The sequence below is a fragment of the Xylophilus ampelinus genome (assembly GCF_003217575.1).
Taxonomy (GTDB): Bacteria; Pseudomonadota; Gammaproteobacteria; order Burkholderiales; family Burkholderiaceae_C; genus Xylophilus; species Xylophilus ampelinus.
This window is the reverse complement of the sequence record NZ_QJTC01000004.1, coordinates 171,862-186,551: the sequence shown is the minus strand read 5'-3', so window position 1 is coordinate 186,551 and position 14,690 is coordinate 171,862. Positions and strand designations below refer to the sequence as shown.

Sequence of the window (14,690 nt, the reverse complement as noted above, 5' to 3'; positions counted from 1 at the left end):
CCGTTCTCTCAGGCCGCGGGCGGCAACGGCTCCGCCGCGGCCGCCGCGAGCGGCAGGCCGTCCACCGCCATCGCATCCAGCGCCTTGCGCGCCTCCTCGGCGATGCGGTCGTGGAACACGCTCAGCAGCAGCCCGAGCTTGGCGTCGAGCTCGAAGCTCTCGGGCGCCACCTCCAGGGTGCCGGTCACCCCGCTGCCGGTGAAGTGCAGCACGTCGGCCTCGTCGGCTACGGCCGATTCCTCGTATCGGCATTCCATGCCGTAGCGCTCGACCATGCGCTCGGCCCAGTGGCGCGCTACGCGCCGCGCGGCCGCCTGGCCCAGGGCATGGTCACGTCGAAGATTGAGATCGGTCACGAACGGGCTCCCGGTAGGTGGTCAGAAAAAGCGGTGCTCGCGGCGCCGCTGCCGGCGGCCTCGGCCAGTGCGGCCCGACGCTCGGCCCGCGGCAGCGCGGCCAGGCGGCGCACCTCGGCGTAGAAGCGGGGCCACGGATCGCCGGGGGCGCGGGCCTCGCGGGCGAAGATCGCCTCGAAGCCCGGCACCAGCTCGTCGTAGGCCGCCTGCGCACCGAAAGCCGCATTGTTGGCCCGCGCCACCCAGGCGTCGTAACCGGAAACCTGCGCCGCGTCGCCGCCCCAGCCGGCGCGCAGCGCGGCGTAGGCGCTGCGGAACTCGGCCAGCGCGGCGGCCTTCTGCGCCGGCCGCTCGTCCGCTGCACCGTCGGCGGGCCGGGTCTGGTAGATCGCCCGCAGCCGGTCGCGGGTGGTTTGCACCAGGGTGCGGAAATCGCGGCGGCGGCCCTCGAAGCGGGCGTAGTCCTGCCGGGCGGCCTCCGAGGCCTCGGTCGCCAGCCAGCGCTGCTGGCCCAGGCGTTCCACCGCGGTCGCGAAGGATTCGTTGAAGCTGGTGTCGTCCCGCACATAGACGACCTGGTGGGCCAACTCGTGGAAGACGATGCGGGCCAGTTCGCCCTCGGGGTAGCCGATGAAGGTGTTGAGCAGCGGATCGCCGCCCAGCCAGTTCATCCAGCCCAGCGTGGAATAGGCCGGGACGCCGTAGACGACGGTCTCCAGTCCGTCGGCCCGCAGGCGGGCGGCCTCGGCTTGCGCCTGGGCTTCGGCATAGTAGCCGCGGTAGCCGACGCAGCCCGCCACCGGGAAGCACCAGGTGTGCAGCTCCAGCGAGAGTTCGGGCGCGGCCACCACGTTCCAGATCACCGCGGCGCGCTTCAGGTCGGCATAGCGGCGGTAGCTGGCGTTGTCGGGCAGGCCGAGCGCGCGCGAGGCGAAGGCGCGGATCCGCTGCGCCAGCTGCAGCCGCTCCTTCAGCGCGGGCGGCGCGGCGGGCTCGGCCAGCCACTGGTCGATCGGGCGCGCGGCCTGCATCACCCGCAGGTGGCCGGTCACCGCGTCCCAGTAGTAGCCGGTGGTGTCTCGGGTATGGGCGCAGCCGGCGAGCAGCACGGCGGCCAGCGAGGCGGCGGCGATACGCAGGGCGGCGGGCCGGTGGAGGAGGGCGGAAGGGCGGGCGACGGGCATGCGACGATCGGAAGGGCGGTGGGCGGTGGGCGGTGGGCGGTGGGCGGTGGCGCGGAAACCCGCGAACGCCCGGGAGTGTAGGCGCGCCGCCGCCCGGTCGGGTGAGCACCGGTATCGGTGTCTCGGCTGCGACGGTTCGTGCCGTGCTCTACGCAGGCCGGCCGCAGCGCGGCCTGACGGACAGTTGCAGTCGGCCGCGCCGCACGCGGCACAATCCGCAGACGCCCCGGTGGCGCGACCTCACATCAGCCCAAAAAGACGACACCATGTTCAAGTTCAAATCCCAAGCCACCGCCGAAGTCATCCTGCTCGAAGCCAGTGCCCAGCAGATGCTCAAGCTGATCGGCAAGGAGCCGGCCCACCAGGGCATCATCACCGTCGCCCAGATCCCCGGCGCCGTCGTCGCCCTCGAGGCCGCGGTGCGCCACGACGAAGAGCAGCCCCAGCAGGTGGCCGACGAGAACGCCGACGGCGCAGGCCACCATGCGCACGGCGCCCACAGCGTCACCCTGCGCCAGCGCACAGCGCCCTTCATCGACATGCTCAAGCGCAGCGCGGCCGAAGGCAAGGACGTGGTCTGGGGCGTCTGAGCCCGATTCCCGGATGAAAAGTGGCTGCAGCCGGCATGCGGCGCCGGCCGCGCGGACCGCGCACTGAAAAAAGCCGCCGGGCCCGGGTGGGCCACGGCGGCTTCGCGCTGCGGGCGGAAACACTCAGTCGGCGTAGACGCCCGCGTTCTGGATGATCGGGGTCCACTTGGCGATCTCGGCCGCGACGAACTTTTTGTGGCCGGCAGGTTCCACCCGCTTGTCGTTGGCGATCACGGCGCCCAGGCCTTCTTCCTTCTTGACGAATTCCGGGTCCTTCAGCGCGACCTTGAGTGCGTCGTTGATTTTCTTCAGCACCGGGGCCGGCGTGCCCCTGGGGGCGTACAGGCCGTGCCAGATCGTGACCTGGAAATCCTTCAGGCCCGACTCGGCGAGTGTCGGCAGGTCCTTCAGGGCGGGCGTGGTCAGGCGCTTGTCGGTGGTGACCGCATAGGCCTTGACCTTCTTGGCCTCGATCTGCGAGGTGGTGTTGGTCGTCTGGTCGCAGAGCAGATCGATCTGGCCGCCGATCAGGTCGGCGATGGCCGGCGCGGTGCCCTTGTACGGCACGGGCGTCATCTCGACCTTGGTGGCGCTCTGGAACAGCAGGCCGCACAGGTGCGAGGCCGAGCCGACGCCCGCGTTGCCCAGGTTGATCTTGCCCTTGTTCTCGGCGATCCAGCCGGTCAGTTCCTTGTACGTGTTGGCCGGCAGAGCGGGCTTGGCTATCAGGGTCATCGGCACGTCGTTGACGATGCCGAGGTATTCGAAATCGGTCTCCACCTTGAACGGCAGCTTGCGGTAGAGGCCGGGCATCGTGGCCATGCCGATATGGTTGAGCAGCAGGGTGTAGCCATCCGGATTGGCGCGGGCCACCTTGGCGGTGCCGATGGTGCTGCCGGCACCGGCGGCGTTCTCGATGATCACGCTCACACCGCCCAGGGGCTTGCGCAGTGCTTCGGCCAGATCGCGCGCCACCCGGTCGGTCGGGCCGCCCGCGGCGAACGGCACCACGATCGTCACCGGCGTGCCGGCGGGGAAATCCTGGGCCTGTACGCCGATGGCGCCGAGCGCGGCCGCTGCCAGTACGGCGAGAGAAAGCAGTTTGTGCATGAGCGGTCTTCCTATCAAATAACGAGCGATCATAGCCACGGGTTTTGCAAATGCAACAGGCAGTTACCCTAGAACCGAGGGCATTGCCGTGTGGGGTTTTGCCCCCCGATCTGGGCCGCCGGGAGCCCTGTTACACCGCCCGCCGGAGCTGTCCCTAGCATGGACCGCACCGGGACCGGGTGCCGCCGCCTCCGCGGCTGGCCCGTGCAGCCCTCTCCAACGTGCCGACTTCCCGCTCCAGTACCCGCAACGGCGCTTCCACCCCTTCCCGCACGGCCCCGGCCGGCAAGGCCGCTGCCCGCGCCACGCCGGCCCGCAAGACCGCCGCCGCATCGTCCCGCGCGGCAGTCACCGGCACCGCCACCATCCAGCGCGCGATCCAGCGTGCCCAGACCGCCCGCGACGCCCGCGCCGGCGCGGCGCCCAAGAAACCGGTGCAGGCCGGCGCCCGCCGCCAGCCCGAGACGCCGCTGCCCAACCGTCGCCTCGCCAAGCCGGGCCTGGAGCGGAGCATGGCGCTGCGCCCCCGCTACGACGCGCCCGACTACGCCGGCAGCCACAAGCTCGGCGGCATGGCGGCCCTCGTCACCGGGGGCGATTCGGGTATCGGCCGGTCGGTCGCGGTGCTGTTCGCCCGCGAGGGGGCCGACGTCGCGATCGTCTACCTCGACGAGCACCAGGACGCCGAGGACACCCGCCGCGCGGTCGAAGCCGAAGGACAGCGCTGCGTCCTGATCCCGGGCGACGTGCGCAAGCCCGCGTTCTGCAGGCGTGCGGTGGAGAAGACGGTCAAGGCCTTCGGCCGGCTCGACGTGCTGGTCAACAACGCCGCCTTCCAGTCGCATGCCGAGGACATCACCGACATCACCGAGCAGCAGCTCGACATGACCCTGCGCACCAACGTGCACGGCTACTTCCACATGGTGCAGGCCGCGCTGCCGCACCTGCCGCGCGGCGGCAGCATCCTCAACACCGGCTCGACCACCGGGCTGCGCGGCAGCAAGCAGCTGCTGGACTATTCGGCCACCAAGGGCGCGATCCATGCGTTCACCAAGGCGCTGGCGTCCAACCTGCTGCCGCGCGGCATCCGGGTGAACGCGGTGGCGCCGGGCCCTGTGTGGACGCCGCTGAACCCGGCCGACAAGAAGCCGAGCGACGTGCGCAAGTTCGGCAAGGACACCGACATGGGCCGCCCCGCCCAGCCGGAAGAGCTGGCGCCGGCCTACGTGTTCCTGGCGGCACCGGCCTGCGCCGGCTACATCACCGGCATCGTGCTACCGGTGACCGGCAGCGTCGGCGCGATCTGATCGGGTACGTCAACAAAGCGCACAACACGCTCTAAGAGCGGCTAACACAACCCAGCGAAGCCGTTCTGGCTAGGCGCCGCATCGCAGACAGTACGAGTAGTACGACAAGGTGCGGCAACGACACCAGAAGGGTTGTGTTAGCCGCTCTAAAGCCGTCGCGAAGACGTCGCCTGCACGGCACCGCGGCGCGACCCGTTCTTGCGCAGTACGGTGTCGCCGTGCGCGAGCCCTGTGGCGGGCGCCGCCACGGCAGGCGTGCCGGGCGCGCTGCGGCATGCGCGACCCGCGCTGCAGGACGATGCCTCCGCCGCACGGCCCGCCGACAATGCAGCCTTTTCTCCTCCAGGCGCCGCTTCCCCATGAATTTCCAGACCGTCCTCGACGAGATCGCCGCCGAACTGCGGCCCCGGATGGGCCAGGCCGGCAAGGTGGCCGACTACATTCCCGCGCTGGCCCGGGTGCCGGCCGAGCGCTTCGGCATCGCGCTGCGCACCTGCGACGGCCAGGAGGCGGCCAGCGGCGACAGCCGCGAGATGTTCTCGGTGCAGAGCATCTCCAAGGTCTTCTCGCTCACGTTGGCGATGAAGGCGCTCGGCGACGCGCTGTGGGAGCGCATCGGCCGGGAGCCGTCGGGCACCGCATTCAATTCGCTGATCCAGCTGGAGTTCGAGCAGGGCGTGCCGCGCAACCCGTTCATCAACGCCGGCGCGATCGCGGTGGCCGATCGCCTGGTGAGCCTGGGCGACGCGCCCGCGGCGATCCTGGCGCTGCTCGAAAGCGTCTGCGGCGAGCCGGTCGCGATCGACCCGGAGGTGGCCGAGTCGGAGGTGGCCGAGTCGGAGGCCGCCCACGGCTACCGCAACCTGGCGGTGGCCAACTTCATGAAGAGCTTCGACAAGATCGACAACCCGGTGGCGAAGGTGCTCGACGCCTACTTCCACCAGTGCGCGATCCGGATGAACTGCGTGCAGCTGGCGCGCGCCGCCGGCTATCTGTGCCGCAACGGCGTGCACCCCTACGGCGGCGAGCCGGTGGTGACCGACCGGCAGGCGCGGCGGATCAATTCGCTGATGCTGACCTGCGGCACCTACGACGCGGCGGGCGAGTTCGCGTTCCGCGTCGGGCTGCCGTGCAAGAGCGGCGTGGGCGGCGGCATCGTCGCGATCCTGCCCGACGAGCTGAGCATCTGCGTCTGGTCGCCGGCGCTCGACCACAACGGCAATTCGCACCTGGGCATGCAGGCGCTGGAGCTGTTCGTGGCGAAGACGGGGTTGTCGGTCTTCTGACCGTTCAGCGCCGCCGGGCCGGCCGGCGATCCGCAGGCCCTGGATTGCGCATCGAATCGGCCTCCCGCCGGCGTGGTATGCCGGCTATAAGCTATTAATTCGATAGCATTCGTATACGCTTTCTTTATACCGCCCGCAGGAGTCTCGCCCCCGTTTTTACGCGCCGCTGACGAGACTTGGCCCATCGATTTTTACGCGATGCGCGGAGGGGTCTATGGACGGGTGGGACGTGTTGGCGGTGGGCGGATTCGCCCTGTTCTGGGGGCTGGTGGCCGCGATGGCGCACGGCTGCGAAAGGCTGCGGCCGCAGCGCGGAGGCCGGCCATGATCGCCACCGCCACCCTCTACGGCGCTGCGGGCTTCGCCGCGCTGGCGCTGCTGGTCTACCTGGTCGTGGCGCTGCTGCGCGCGGAGGACCTGTGAGCGCCGCCGCCTGGGGCCTGCTGGGCCTTTTCCTTGCCGTGCTGCTGGTGCTGGCGCTGCCGCTGGGCCGCGCGCTGGCGGGGCTGTGCACCGGCGCCCTGCCGCGCTGGATGCGGGCCGTGGAGACGCCGCTGTGGCGGCTGGCCGGCGTCGACCCGGCCCAGGGCATGGGCTGGAAGCGCTACGCCCTGGCGCTGCTCGCCTTCAACACCCTGGGCGCGGTGGCGGTCTATGCGCTGCAGCGGCTGCAGGGCGGGCTGCCGTTCAACCCGCAGGGCCTGGGCCCGGTGTCGGTCGATTCGGCCTTCAACACGGCGATCAGTTTTGTCGCCAACACCGACTGGCAGGGCTATGCCGGCGAATCCACCATGGGCTACCTGGTGCAGATGCTGGGCCTGGCGGTGCAGAACTTCCTCTCGGCCGCGACGGGCATCGCGGTGGCTTTCGCGCTGATCCGCGGCTTCGCCGGACGCTCGGCCGGCGCGGTCGGCAACTTCTGGGTGGACGTGACCCGCATCACCGGCTGGGTGCTGCTGCCGCTGTCGGTGGTGCTGGCCTTGGTGCTGGTGCAGCAGGGCACGATCCAGAACCTCGACGGCTACAAGAGCGTGCAGATGCTCGAATCGGTCGCCTACCAGCAGCCCAGGACGGGCGCCGACGGCCAGCCGGTGGTGGACGCCGAAGGCAAGCCGGTACTGGAGGACGCCACCACCCGGACCCAGACGCTGGCCATGGGCCCGGTCGCGTCGCAGGAGGCGATCAAGATGCTGGGGACGAACGGCGGCGGCTTCTTCAACGCCAACTCGGCGCACCCCTACGAGAACCCGACGGCGCTGACCAACTTCCTGCAGATGCTGGCGATCTTCCTGATCCCGGCGGCGCTGTGCTTCAGCTTCGGCAGCGTGGTGGGCGACCGCCGGCAGGGCTGGGCGGTGCTGGCCACGATGGCGGTGCTGTTCGTCGTCGCGGTGGTCGCGGTGATCTCCGCCGAGCATGCCGCCAACCCGCTGCTGACCGCGCTCGGCATGGACGGCGGCGCCGGCAACCTGGAGGGCAAGGAGACGCGCTTCGGCATCGACGCGTCGGCGCTCTTCGCGGCCGTCACCACCGCGGCCTCCTGCGGCGCGGTGAACGCGATGCACGACGCCTTCACCCCGTTGGGCGGCATGGTGCCGCTGGTGCTGATGCAGCTGGGCGAGGTGGTCTTCGGCGGCGTGGGCTCGGGCCTCTACGGCATGCTGGTCTTCGCGATCCTGGCGGTGTTCATCGCCGGGCTGATGATCGGCCGCACGCCCGAGTACCTGGGCAAGAAGATCGAGGCCTACGAGATCAAGATGGCCTCGATCGTGATCCTGGTCGCGCCCACGCTGGTGCTGGTGGGCACGGCGGTCGCGGTGCTGGTGGCCGCGGGTACGGCCGGCATCGCCAACCCGGGGCCGCACGGCTTCTCGGAGGTGCTGTACGCGCTCACCTCGGCGGCCAACAACAACGGCAGCGCCTTCGCCGGCCTGTCGGCCAACACGCCCTTCTACAACGTGCTGCTGGCCGTCGCGATGTGGCTCGGCCGCTTCGCGGTGATCGTGCCGGTGCTGGCGATCGCCGGCGCGCTGGCCGCCAAGCCGCGGCTGCCCGCGAACAGCGGGACCATGCCCACGCACGGCCCGCTCTTCGTGGCGCTGCTGATCGGCACGGTGCTGCTGGTGGGCTTGCTGAACTACGTGCCCGCCCTGGCCCTGGGCCCGGTGGTGGAGCACCTGATGCTGTGGGCGGGCCGCTGAGCCGCCGCGCCGGAGAAACGACATGAGTACGCAGAAAAAAGAATCTTTTTCCCTGTTCGACCCGGCGCTGCTGCGGCCCGCGCTGCTGCAGGCGCTGGCCAAGCTCGACCCGCGGGTGCAGTGGCGCAACCCGGTGATGTTCGTGGTCTACGTGGGCAGCATCCTGACCACGCTGCTGGCGGTGGAGGCCGCGCGCGGCCACGGCGAGGCCGGCGTGGGCTTCGTGGCCGCGGTGGCGGTGTGGCTCTGGTTCACCGTGCTGTTCGCCAACTTCGCCGAGGCGATGGCCGAGGGCCGTGCCCAGGCGCAGGCCGCGTCGCTGCGCGGTCTGCAGAAGGCGGCATGGGCGAAACGCTACGACCCCTCGGCTTCGCACGCCGCTGCGCGGCCCGGCGCCGTCCACGATGCCCCTTTGTACGGTCGTCCCTGGCTGCCCGAGCGGGCCGAGAACTTGCGCAAGGGCGACCGGGTGCTGGTCGAGGCGGGCGACATGGTGCCGCTCGACGGCGAGGTGGCCGAGGGCGTGGCCTCGGTCGACGAATCGGCGATCACCGGCGAATCGGCCCCGGTGATCCGCGAGGCGGGCGGCGATTTCTCGGCCGTCACCGGCGGCACCCGGGTGCTGTCCGACTGGCTGGTGGTGCGCATCGTCGCCAACCCGGGCGAGGGTTTCATCGACCGGATGATCGGCATGGTCGAGGGCGCCAGGCGCCAGAAGACGCCCAACGAGATCGCGCTCAACATCCTGCTGGTGGCGCTGACCATCGTGTTCCTGGTGGTGACCGCCGCGCTGCTGCCGTATTCGATCTTCAGCGTGCAGGCCGGCCAGGCGGGCCAGGTGGTGACGATCACCGCGCTGATCGCGCTGCTGGTCTGCCTGATCCCGACCACCATCGGCGGGCTGCTGTCGGCCATCGGCGTGGCCGGCATGAGCCGGATGATGCAGGCCAACGTGATCGCCACCTCGGGCCGCGCGGTGGAGGCGGCGGGCGACGTCGACGTGCTGCTGCTCGACAAGACCGGAACCGTCACCCACGGCAACCGCCAGGCCTCTGCCTTCGTGGCCGCGCCCGGCCTCACCGAAGCGGCGGTGGCCCGCGCCGCGCTGCTGGCCTCGATGGCCGACGAGACGCCCGAGGGCCGCAGCATCGTGGCGCTGGCCCGCCGCATGGGCATCGAGGAGCCGGCCGCAGAAGGTGCCGTCTTCGTGCCCTTCACCGCCCAGACCCGGATGAGCGGCGCCGACCTGCAGGGCGAGGGCGGCGGCTCCCGGCTGCTGCGCAAGGGCGCGATGGACGCGGTGAGGAAGCACGTCGAATCCTTGGGCGCCACCGTGCCTGCAGCGGTGCAACGCGCGGCCGAAGACATCGCCCGCCGCGGCAGCACGCCGCTGGTGGTGGCCGACGGCGAAGTCCACGGCGATGGCCGTCCTGCGGACGTCCGGGTGGTCGGCGTGGTGGAGCTCAAGGACATCGTCAAGGCCGGCATCCGCGAGCGCTTCGCCGAGCTGCGCCGCATGGGCATCAAGACGGTGATGATCACCGGCGACAACAAGCTCACCGCCTCGGCCATCGCGGCCGAGGCCGGGGTGGACGACTTCCTGGCCGAGGCCACGCCCGAGGACAAGCTGGCGCTGATCCGCCGCTACCAGGCCGAAGGCCGGCTGGTGGCGATGACCGGCGACGGCACCAACGACGCGCCAGCGCTCGCCCAGGCCGACGTGGCGGTGGCGATGAACACAGGCACCCAGGCCGCGAAGGAGGCCGGCAACATGGTCGACCTCGACAGCAACCCGACCAAGCTGCTGGAGGTGGTGGAGACCGGCAAGGCGCTGCTGATGACCCGCGGCTCGCTCACCACCTTCTCGATCGCCAACGACGTGGCCAAGTACTTCGCCATCCTGCCGGCGATCTTCGTCACCACCTATCCGCAGCTCTCGGCGCTCAACGTGATGCGGCTGGAAAGCCCCAGCTCGGCCATCCTGTCGGCGGTGATCTTCAACGCGCTGGTGATCGTGTTCCTGATCCCGCTGGCTTTGAAGGGCGTGAAGTACCGCGCCATCGGCGCCGCCGCGCTGCTGCGCCGCAACCTGGCCATCTACGGACTGGGCGGCCTGCTGGTGCCCTTCGTCGGCATCAAGGCGATCGACCTGCTGCTGGTGGCGCTGCACCTGACCTGATCCGGAGACCTTCCCATGAAAACCATCCTGCGCCCCGCGCTCACCCTGTTCGTCGTGCTGTCGGCCCTCACCGGCATCGCTTATCCGCTGGCCGTCACCGGCATCTCGAAGGCGGTGTTCCCCGACCAGGCGGCGGGCAGCCTCGTCGTGCAGGACGGCAAGGCCGTCGGCTCGTCGCTGATCGGCCAGCCGTTCTCGGACCCGGGCCACTTCTGGGGCCGGCCGTCTGCCACCACGCCGATGCCGTACAACGCATCCGCTTCGGGCGGCGCCAACCAGGGGCCGACCAACTCGGCGCTGGTCGAGGCGGTGAAGGGCCGCATCGCGGCACTGCGTGCCGCCGATCCGGGCAACACCGCGCCGGTGCCGGCCGACCTGGTCACCACCTCGGCCAGCGGGCTCGACCCGCACATCAGCCCGGAGGGCGCCCGCTACCAGGTGGCCCGGGTGGCGGCCGCGCGGAAGCTGCCGGCCGAGAAGGTGCAGGCGCTGGTCGATGCGCACACCCAGGCCGCGGGCTTCGGGGGCTTCTTCGGCGAGCCGCGGGTCAACGTGCTGGCGCTCAACCTGGCGCTCGACCAGTCGCTACGAAAATGATAGCTGATAGCCGGCGCCCTGCGCCGGCTGCAGCCCCTTTTTGCTTGAAAACCCCTGCCGGTGGTAGCCTGCGGCACCCCCCGGCCACCCACACCGCCCGATGCCCCCACGCCCCGATCCCGACGCGCTGATCGCCCAGATCCGGGGCGACGAGGCGCAGGCCCGCCGCGGCCGGCTGCGGGTCTACCTGGGCGCCAACGCCGGCGTGGGCAAGACCTTCGCGATGCTGGGTGCGGCGCAGCAGGCGCGGCGTGAGGGGCGGGACGTGCTGGTCGGCCTGGTCGAGACCCACGGCCGCGCCGAGACCGAAGCGGTGCTGGCCGGCCTGCCGGTGCTGCCGCGCCGCATGCTGGCGTGGCGCGGCCGCGCGCTGGCCGAGTTCGACCTGGACGCCGCGCTGGCGCACCGCCCGGCGGTGCTGCTGCTCGACGAGCTGGCCCATGCCAACGTGCCCGGCGCCCGCCACGCCAAGCGCTGGCAGGACGTGCAGGAGCTGGTGGCCGCCGGCATCGAGGTCTGGACCGCGCTCAACGTGCAGCACCTGGAGAGCCTCAACGGCACGGTGGGCGCCATCACCGGCGTGCGGGTCCACGAGACGGTGCCCGACACGGTGCTCGATGCCGCCGACGAGGTGGTGCTGATCGACGTCACCCCCGACGAGCTGCTGGCCCGCCTGGCCGCCGGCAAGGTCTACCTGCCGCAGCAGGCCGAGCGCGCGGCCCACCACTTCTTCCGCAAGGGCAACCTGATCGCGCTGCGCGAGCTGGCGCTGCGCCGCACCGCCGAGCATGTGGAGGACGACGTGCGCAGCTACCGGGTCGAGTCCGGCACCGGACGGGGCGCGGCGGCGGGCACGGGCGCGGCGCAGGACGCGTGGAACACCTCGGGCGCGATCCTCGCCTGCGTCGGCCACCGCGAGGGCGCCGAGCACACGGTGCGCACCGCCGCGCGCCTGGCCGGCCAGCTCAACGTGAACTGGCACGCGGCCTATGTCGAGACGCCGCGCCTGGCCCGCCTGCCCGCCGCCGCGCGCGACCGGGTGCTGGCGGTGCTGCAGCTGGCCCAGGGTTTGGGCGCCGAGACCGCGGTGCTGGCCGCCACCGACGCGGCCGAGGCGCTGGCGGGCCTGGCCCGCCAGCGCAACTGCGCGATGCTGGTGCTGGGCCGCCCGGGCGCCCGCGCCGGCCGCTGGACGGCGCAGCTCTGGCGCTGGCTGCCGCCGGCCGTCGCCGACGGCACGCTGGGCCGCGTCGGCGGCCTGCGGCAGCGCATCGCCGAGCAGGCGCCGGCGCTGGATCTGCTGGAGGCCGCGCCCGCCACCAGCAGCCGCAGCCTGCGCGCGCCGCAGCTCGGCGCGCGGGCCGATGCCGAGCCCGGCGGCGACGCGGTCGTGGTCGACGACGCGCGCTCCGCCGTCGCGGCGCGCGACGTGTTCCCGGCCACCTGGCAGGGCTACGCCTGGGCGACGGCCGGCGGCGCGGCGGTGACTCTGGGCGCGCTGCCGCTGTCGGGCGCGCTGGAAGTCGCCAACATTGTCATGCTGTATTTGCTGGGCGTGCTGGGCATCGCGATGCGCTTCGGCCGCGGGCCGGCGGCGTTCGCGGCGCTGCTCAACGTGCTGCTGTTCGATTTCTTCTTCGTCAAACCGCGCTTCTCGTTCTCGGTCGGCGACATGCAGTACGTGCTGACCTTCGGCGTGATGCTGGCGGTGGGCCTCACCGCCGGCCAGCTGACCGCCGGCCTGCGCTACCAGGCCCGGGTCGCCGCCGCGCGCGAGGCCCGGGCCCACGCGCTCTTCGCCCTCACCCGCGATCTCTCGGGTGCGCTGCAGACCGAGCAGGTCGCCGCCCTCGGCGTGGCCGCGCTGCGCCAGACATGGGGTGGCGACGCCTGCGTGCTGCTGCCCGACGCCGACGACCGGCTGGTGCTGCCGGCCGATGCGCCCGCCGGGCTGGATGCGAGCGTGGCCGACTGGACCCTGCGCAACGGCCAGAGCGCGGGCCTGGCCACCGCCACCCTGGCCGCGCACGCCTGGCACTACGCGCCGCTGCAGGCGCCGATGCGGGTGCGCGGCGTGCTGGCGGTGCGGCCGACGCATCCGCGCTGGCTGCTGATCCCCGAGCAGGCGCAGCAGCTGCAGACCCTGGCCCGCCAGATCGCGATCGCGCTGGAGCGGGTGCACTATGTCGAGGTGGCGCAGCAGGCGGTCGTCGAGATGGAATCCGAGCGGCTGCGCAACGCGCTTCTGGCGGCCCTGTCGCACGACGTGCGCACCCCGCTCACCGCGTTGATCGGCCTGGCCGAGACGCTGCGCGCCTCGCCGCCGCCGCTCTCGCCGGCGCATGCCGACATGGCCGATGCGGTCGCCCGGCAGGCCCGGGCGCTGCACGCGCTGGTGCACAACCTGCTCGACATGGCGCGGCTGCAGAGCGGCGGGGTGCACCTGCGCAGCGAATGGCAGTCGGTGGAGGAGATCGCCGGCACCGCGATCCGCGCCGCCGCGGCCGCGCTGGCCGGGCAGCCGGTGCAGACGCGGTTTCCGCCCGACCTGCCGCTGGCCGAGTTCGACGCGGTGCTGCTCGAGCGGGTGCTGGTCAACCTGCTGGAGAACGCCGCCCGCTACGGCGCGCCGCCGATCGTGCTGTCGGCCGAGGCCACCGCCGATGCGCTGCGGCTGTCGGTGCGCGACCACGGGCCCGGCCTGCCCGCCGCGATGCGCGGCCGCGAGGCGACGCTGTTCGACAAGTTCACCCGGGGGACGCCCGAATCGGCCACGCCCGGCATCGGCCTGGGCCTGGCGATCGCCCGCGCCATCGTCGAGGCGCACCGCGGCCGGATCGCCGCGGCCGATGCGCCCGGCGGCGGCGCGGAATTCACCGTGACCCTGCCGCGCCGGCCACCGCCCCCGGTGGCCGAGCCGGCCGATGCCGGCGACACTGCCGATCCCCACGCGCCGGCGCCCGCCGCGCCGGACGCGCCCCCCTGACACCGACACCGAAACCGCCCCGCCATGCCCGCACCCACCGCCGTCGTCATCGAGGACGAACCGCAGATCCGCCGCTTCGTCCGCGCCGCGCTGGAGGGCGAGGGCTGGCAGGTGTTCGAGGCCGACACCGCACGCCGCGGCCTGGCCGACGCCGGCACCCGCAAGCCCGACCTGCTGGTGCTCGACCTGGGCCTGCCCGACGGCGACGGGCTCGACCTGATCCGCGACGTGCGCGGCTGGTCGGCCGTGCCGATCATCGTGCTCTCGGCCCGGGTGGACGAGGCCGACAAGATCGCCGCGCTGGATGCCGGCGCCGACGACTACCTCACCAAGCCCTTCGGCACCGGCGAGCTGCTGGCCCGGGTGCGCGCCAACCTGCGCCGGCCGCGCGCCACCGGCGGCGGGGCCGACGAAGCCCAGCTGTTCCGCTTCGGCCCGGTCGAGGTGGATCGGCAGGCCCGCATCGTGCGCCGCGCCGGCGCCGAGGTGCACCTGACGCCGATCGAGTACCGGCTGCTGCTGCAGCTGGTGGCCCAGCCGGGGAGGGTGCTGACCCACCGGCAGCTGCTGCGCGAGGTGTGGGGGCCGTCGCATGCCGACCAGAGCCATTACCTGCGCATCTACATGGGCCATCTGCGCGTGAAGCTGGAGGCCGACCCCGCGCAGCCCCGGCACCTGCTGACCGAAACCGGCGCGGGGTACCGGCTGGTGGTCGAATGAGGGGCACGCAGCGGAGCGGCATCGCCACAGTTGTCACCGAACGTGCCCCCGATTGCCGCCGCCCGCGAATTTAGGAGAAAATGCCCGCCAGCCGTTGTTCCGTAACGGCATGATGCTATATAAATAATAGCGTATGAGCGCGATGGCATGCCGGCTCGCGCTGCGCCGACCGAC

12 protein-coding genes are annotated in these 14,690 nt (G+C 71.9%); 9 read left to right on the top strand and 3 right to left on the bottom strand.

All coding sequences use genetic code 11. The features are described from left to right. Positions 1-8: 8 nt before the first annotated feature. Positions 9-356, bottom strand: a complete 348-nt coding sequence (locus tag DFQ15_RS04900; protein ID WP_110464893.1) for a polyhydroxyalkanoic acid system family protein — start codon at positions 354-356, stop codon at positions 9-11. After that, a complete protein-coding gene (locus tag DFQ15_RS04895) occupies positions 353-1,540 on the bottom strand; it encodes an aminopeptidase (protein ID WP_110464892.1) in 1,188 nt (395 codons plus the stop codon). Before DFQ15_RS04895 ends, DFQ15_RS04900 begins: the two co-directional genes overlap by 4 nt. Before the next feature lie 266 nt (positions 1,541-1,806). Between DFQ15_RS04895 and DFQ15_RS04890 the strand changes: the two genes are divergently transcribed. Beyond that, positions 1,807-2,130, top strand: a complete 324-nt coding sequence (locus DFQ15_RS04890) for a DUF1840 domain-containing protein (protein WP_110464891.1) — start codon at positions 1,807-1,809, stop codon at positions 2,128-2,130. A gap of 123 nt (positions 2,131-2,253) precedes the next feature. Here the strand turns inward: DFQ15_RS04890 and DFQ15_RS04885 are convergent, their stop codons facing one another. Next, positions 2,254-3,240 carry a tripartite tricarboxylate transporter substrate-binding protein gene (locus DFQ15_RS04885; protein ID WP_110464890.1) on the bottom strand — a complete coding sequence of 329 codons (987 nt, stop codon included), beginning with the start codon at positions 3,238-3,240 and terminating at the stop codon, positions 2,254-2,256. 365 nt (positions 3,241-3,605) lie between these two features. On the opposite strand from DFQ15_RS04885, the gene DFQ15_RS04880 reads away from it, so the two are divergent. The 8 genes from DFQ15_RS04880 (at position 3,606) to kdpE (ending at position 14,516) form a co-directional block, all read left to right on the top strand. After that, positions 3,606-4,547 carry an SDR family oxidoreductase gene (locus tag DFQ15_RS04880; RefSeq protein WP_199399814.1) on the top strand — a complete coding sequence of 314 codons (942 nt, stop codon included), beginning with the start codon at positions 3,606-3,608 and terminating at the stop codon, positions 4,545-4,547. A 359-nt stretch (positions 4,548-4,906) separates the two neighbouring features. Further along, on the top strand, positions 4,907-5,833 hold the full coding sequence (locus DFQ15_RS04875) for a glutaminase (protein ID WP_110464889.1): 927 nt from the start codon (positions 4,907-4,909) through the stop codon (positions 5,831-5,833). Positions 5,834-6,157: 324 nt separating this feature from the next. Beyond that, on the top strand, positions 6,158-6,256 hold the full coding sequence (locus tag DFQ15_RS04870; RefSeq protein ID WP_110464888.1) for a potassium-transporting ATPase subunit F: 99 nt from the start codon (positions 6,158-6,160) through the stop codon (positions 6,254-6,256). Further along, positions 6,253-8,034, top strand: coding sequence for a potassium-transporting ATPase subunit KdpA (kdpA, locus tag DFQ15_RS04865; protein ID WP_110464887.1), 1,782 nt, complete (start codon positions 6,253-6,255; stop codon positions 8,032-8,034). The genes DFQ15_RS04870 and kdpA overlap by 4 nt, the downstream gene beginning before the upstream one ends. 22 nt (positions 8,035-8,056) lie before the next feature. Further along, positions 8,057-10,213, top strand: a complete 2,157-nt coding sequence (gene kdpB / locus DFQ15_RS04860; RefSeq protein WP_110464886.1) for a potassium-transporting ATPase subunit KdpB — start codon at positions 8,057-8,059, stop codon at positions 10,211-10,213. A 15-nt stretch (positions 10,214-10,228) separates the two neighbouring features. Then, complete coding sequence (gene kdpC, locus DFQ15_RS04855) at positions 10,229-10,810, top strand: potassium-transporting ATPase subunit KdpC (RefSeq protein ID WP_110464885.1); 582 nt, start codon at positions 10,229-10,231, stop codon at positions 10,808-10,810. Positions 10,811-10,910: 100 nt separating this feature from the next. After that, positions 10,911-13,796 carry a DUF4118 domain-containing protein gene (locus tag DFQ15_RS04850; RefSeq protein WP_110464884.1) on the top strand — a complete coding sequence of 962 codons (2,886 nt, stop codon included), beginning with the start codon at positions 10,911-10,913 and terminating at the stop codon, positions 13,794-13,796. Between the two features lie 24 nt (positions 13,797-13,820). Continuing rightward, positions 13,821-14,516: a two-component system response regulator KdpE gene (gene kdpE, locus DFQ15_RS04845; protein WP_110464883.1), complete on the top strand. Its 696-nt coding sequence runs from the start codon at positions 13,821-13,823 to the stop codon at positions 14,514-14,516. The last annotated feature ends 174 nt before the right edge of the window (positions 14,517-14,690 follow it).

What these genes read in the sequence shown, in the direction of transcription:
- kdpC (WP_110464885.1), top strand. Translation starts at nt 10,229, where the DNA reads ATGAAAACCATCCTGCGCCCCGCGCTCACCCTGTTCGTCGTGCTGTCG.
- DFQ15_RS04870 (WP_110464888.1), top strand. Translation starts at nt 6,158, where the DNA reads ATGATCGCCACCGCCACCCTCTACGGCGCTGCGGGCTTCGCCGCGCTG.
- kdpE (WP_110464883.1), top strand. Translation starts at nt 13,821, where the DNA reads ATGCCCGCACCCACCGCCGTCGTCATCGAGGACGAACCGCAGATCCGC.
- DFQ15_RS04890 (WP_110464891.1), top strand. Translation starts at nt 1,807, where the DNA reads ATGTTCAAGTTCAAATCCCAAGCCACCGCCGAAGTCATCCTGCTCGAA.
- kdpB (WP_110464886.1), top strand. Translation starts at nt 8,057, where the DNA reads ATGAGTACGCAGAAAAAAGAATCTTTTTCCCTGTTCGACCCGGCGCTG.
- DFQ15_RS04895 (WP_110464892.1), bottom strand. Translation starts at nt 1,540, where the DNA reads ATGCCCGTCGCCCGCCCTTCCGCCCTCCTCCACCGGCCCGCCGCCCTG.
- DFQ15_RS04875 (WP_110464889.1), top strand. Translation starts at nt 4,907, where the DNA reads ATGAATTTCCAGACCGTCCTCGACGAGATCGCCGCCGAACTGCGGCCC.
- DFQ15_RS04850 (WP_110464884.1), top strand. Translation starts at nt 10,911, where the DNA reads ATGCCCCCACGCCCCGATCCCGACGCGCTGATCGCCCAGATCCGGGGC.
- DFQ15_RS04885 (WP_110464890.1), bottom strand. Translation starts at nt 3,240, where the DNA reads ATGCACAAACTGCTTTCTCTCGCCGTACTGGCAGCGGCCGCGCTCGGC.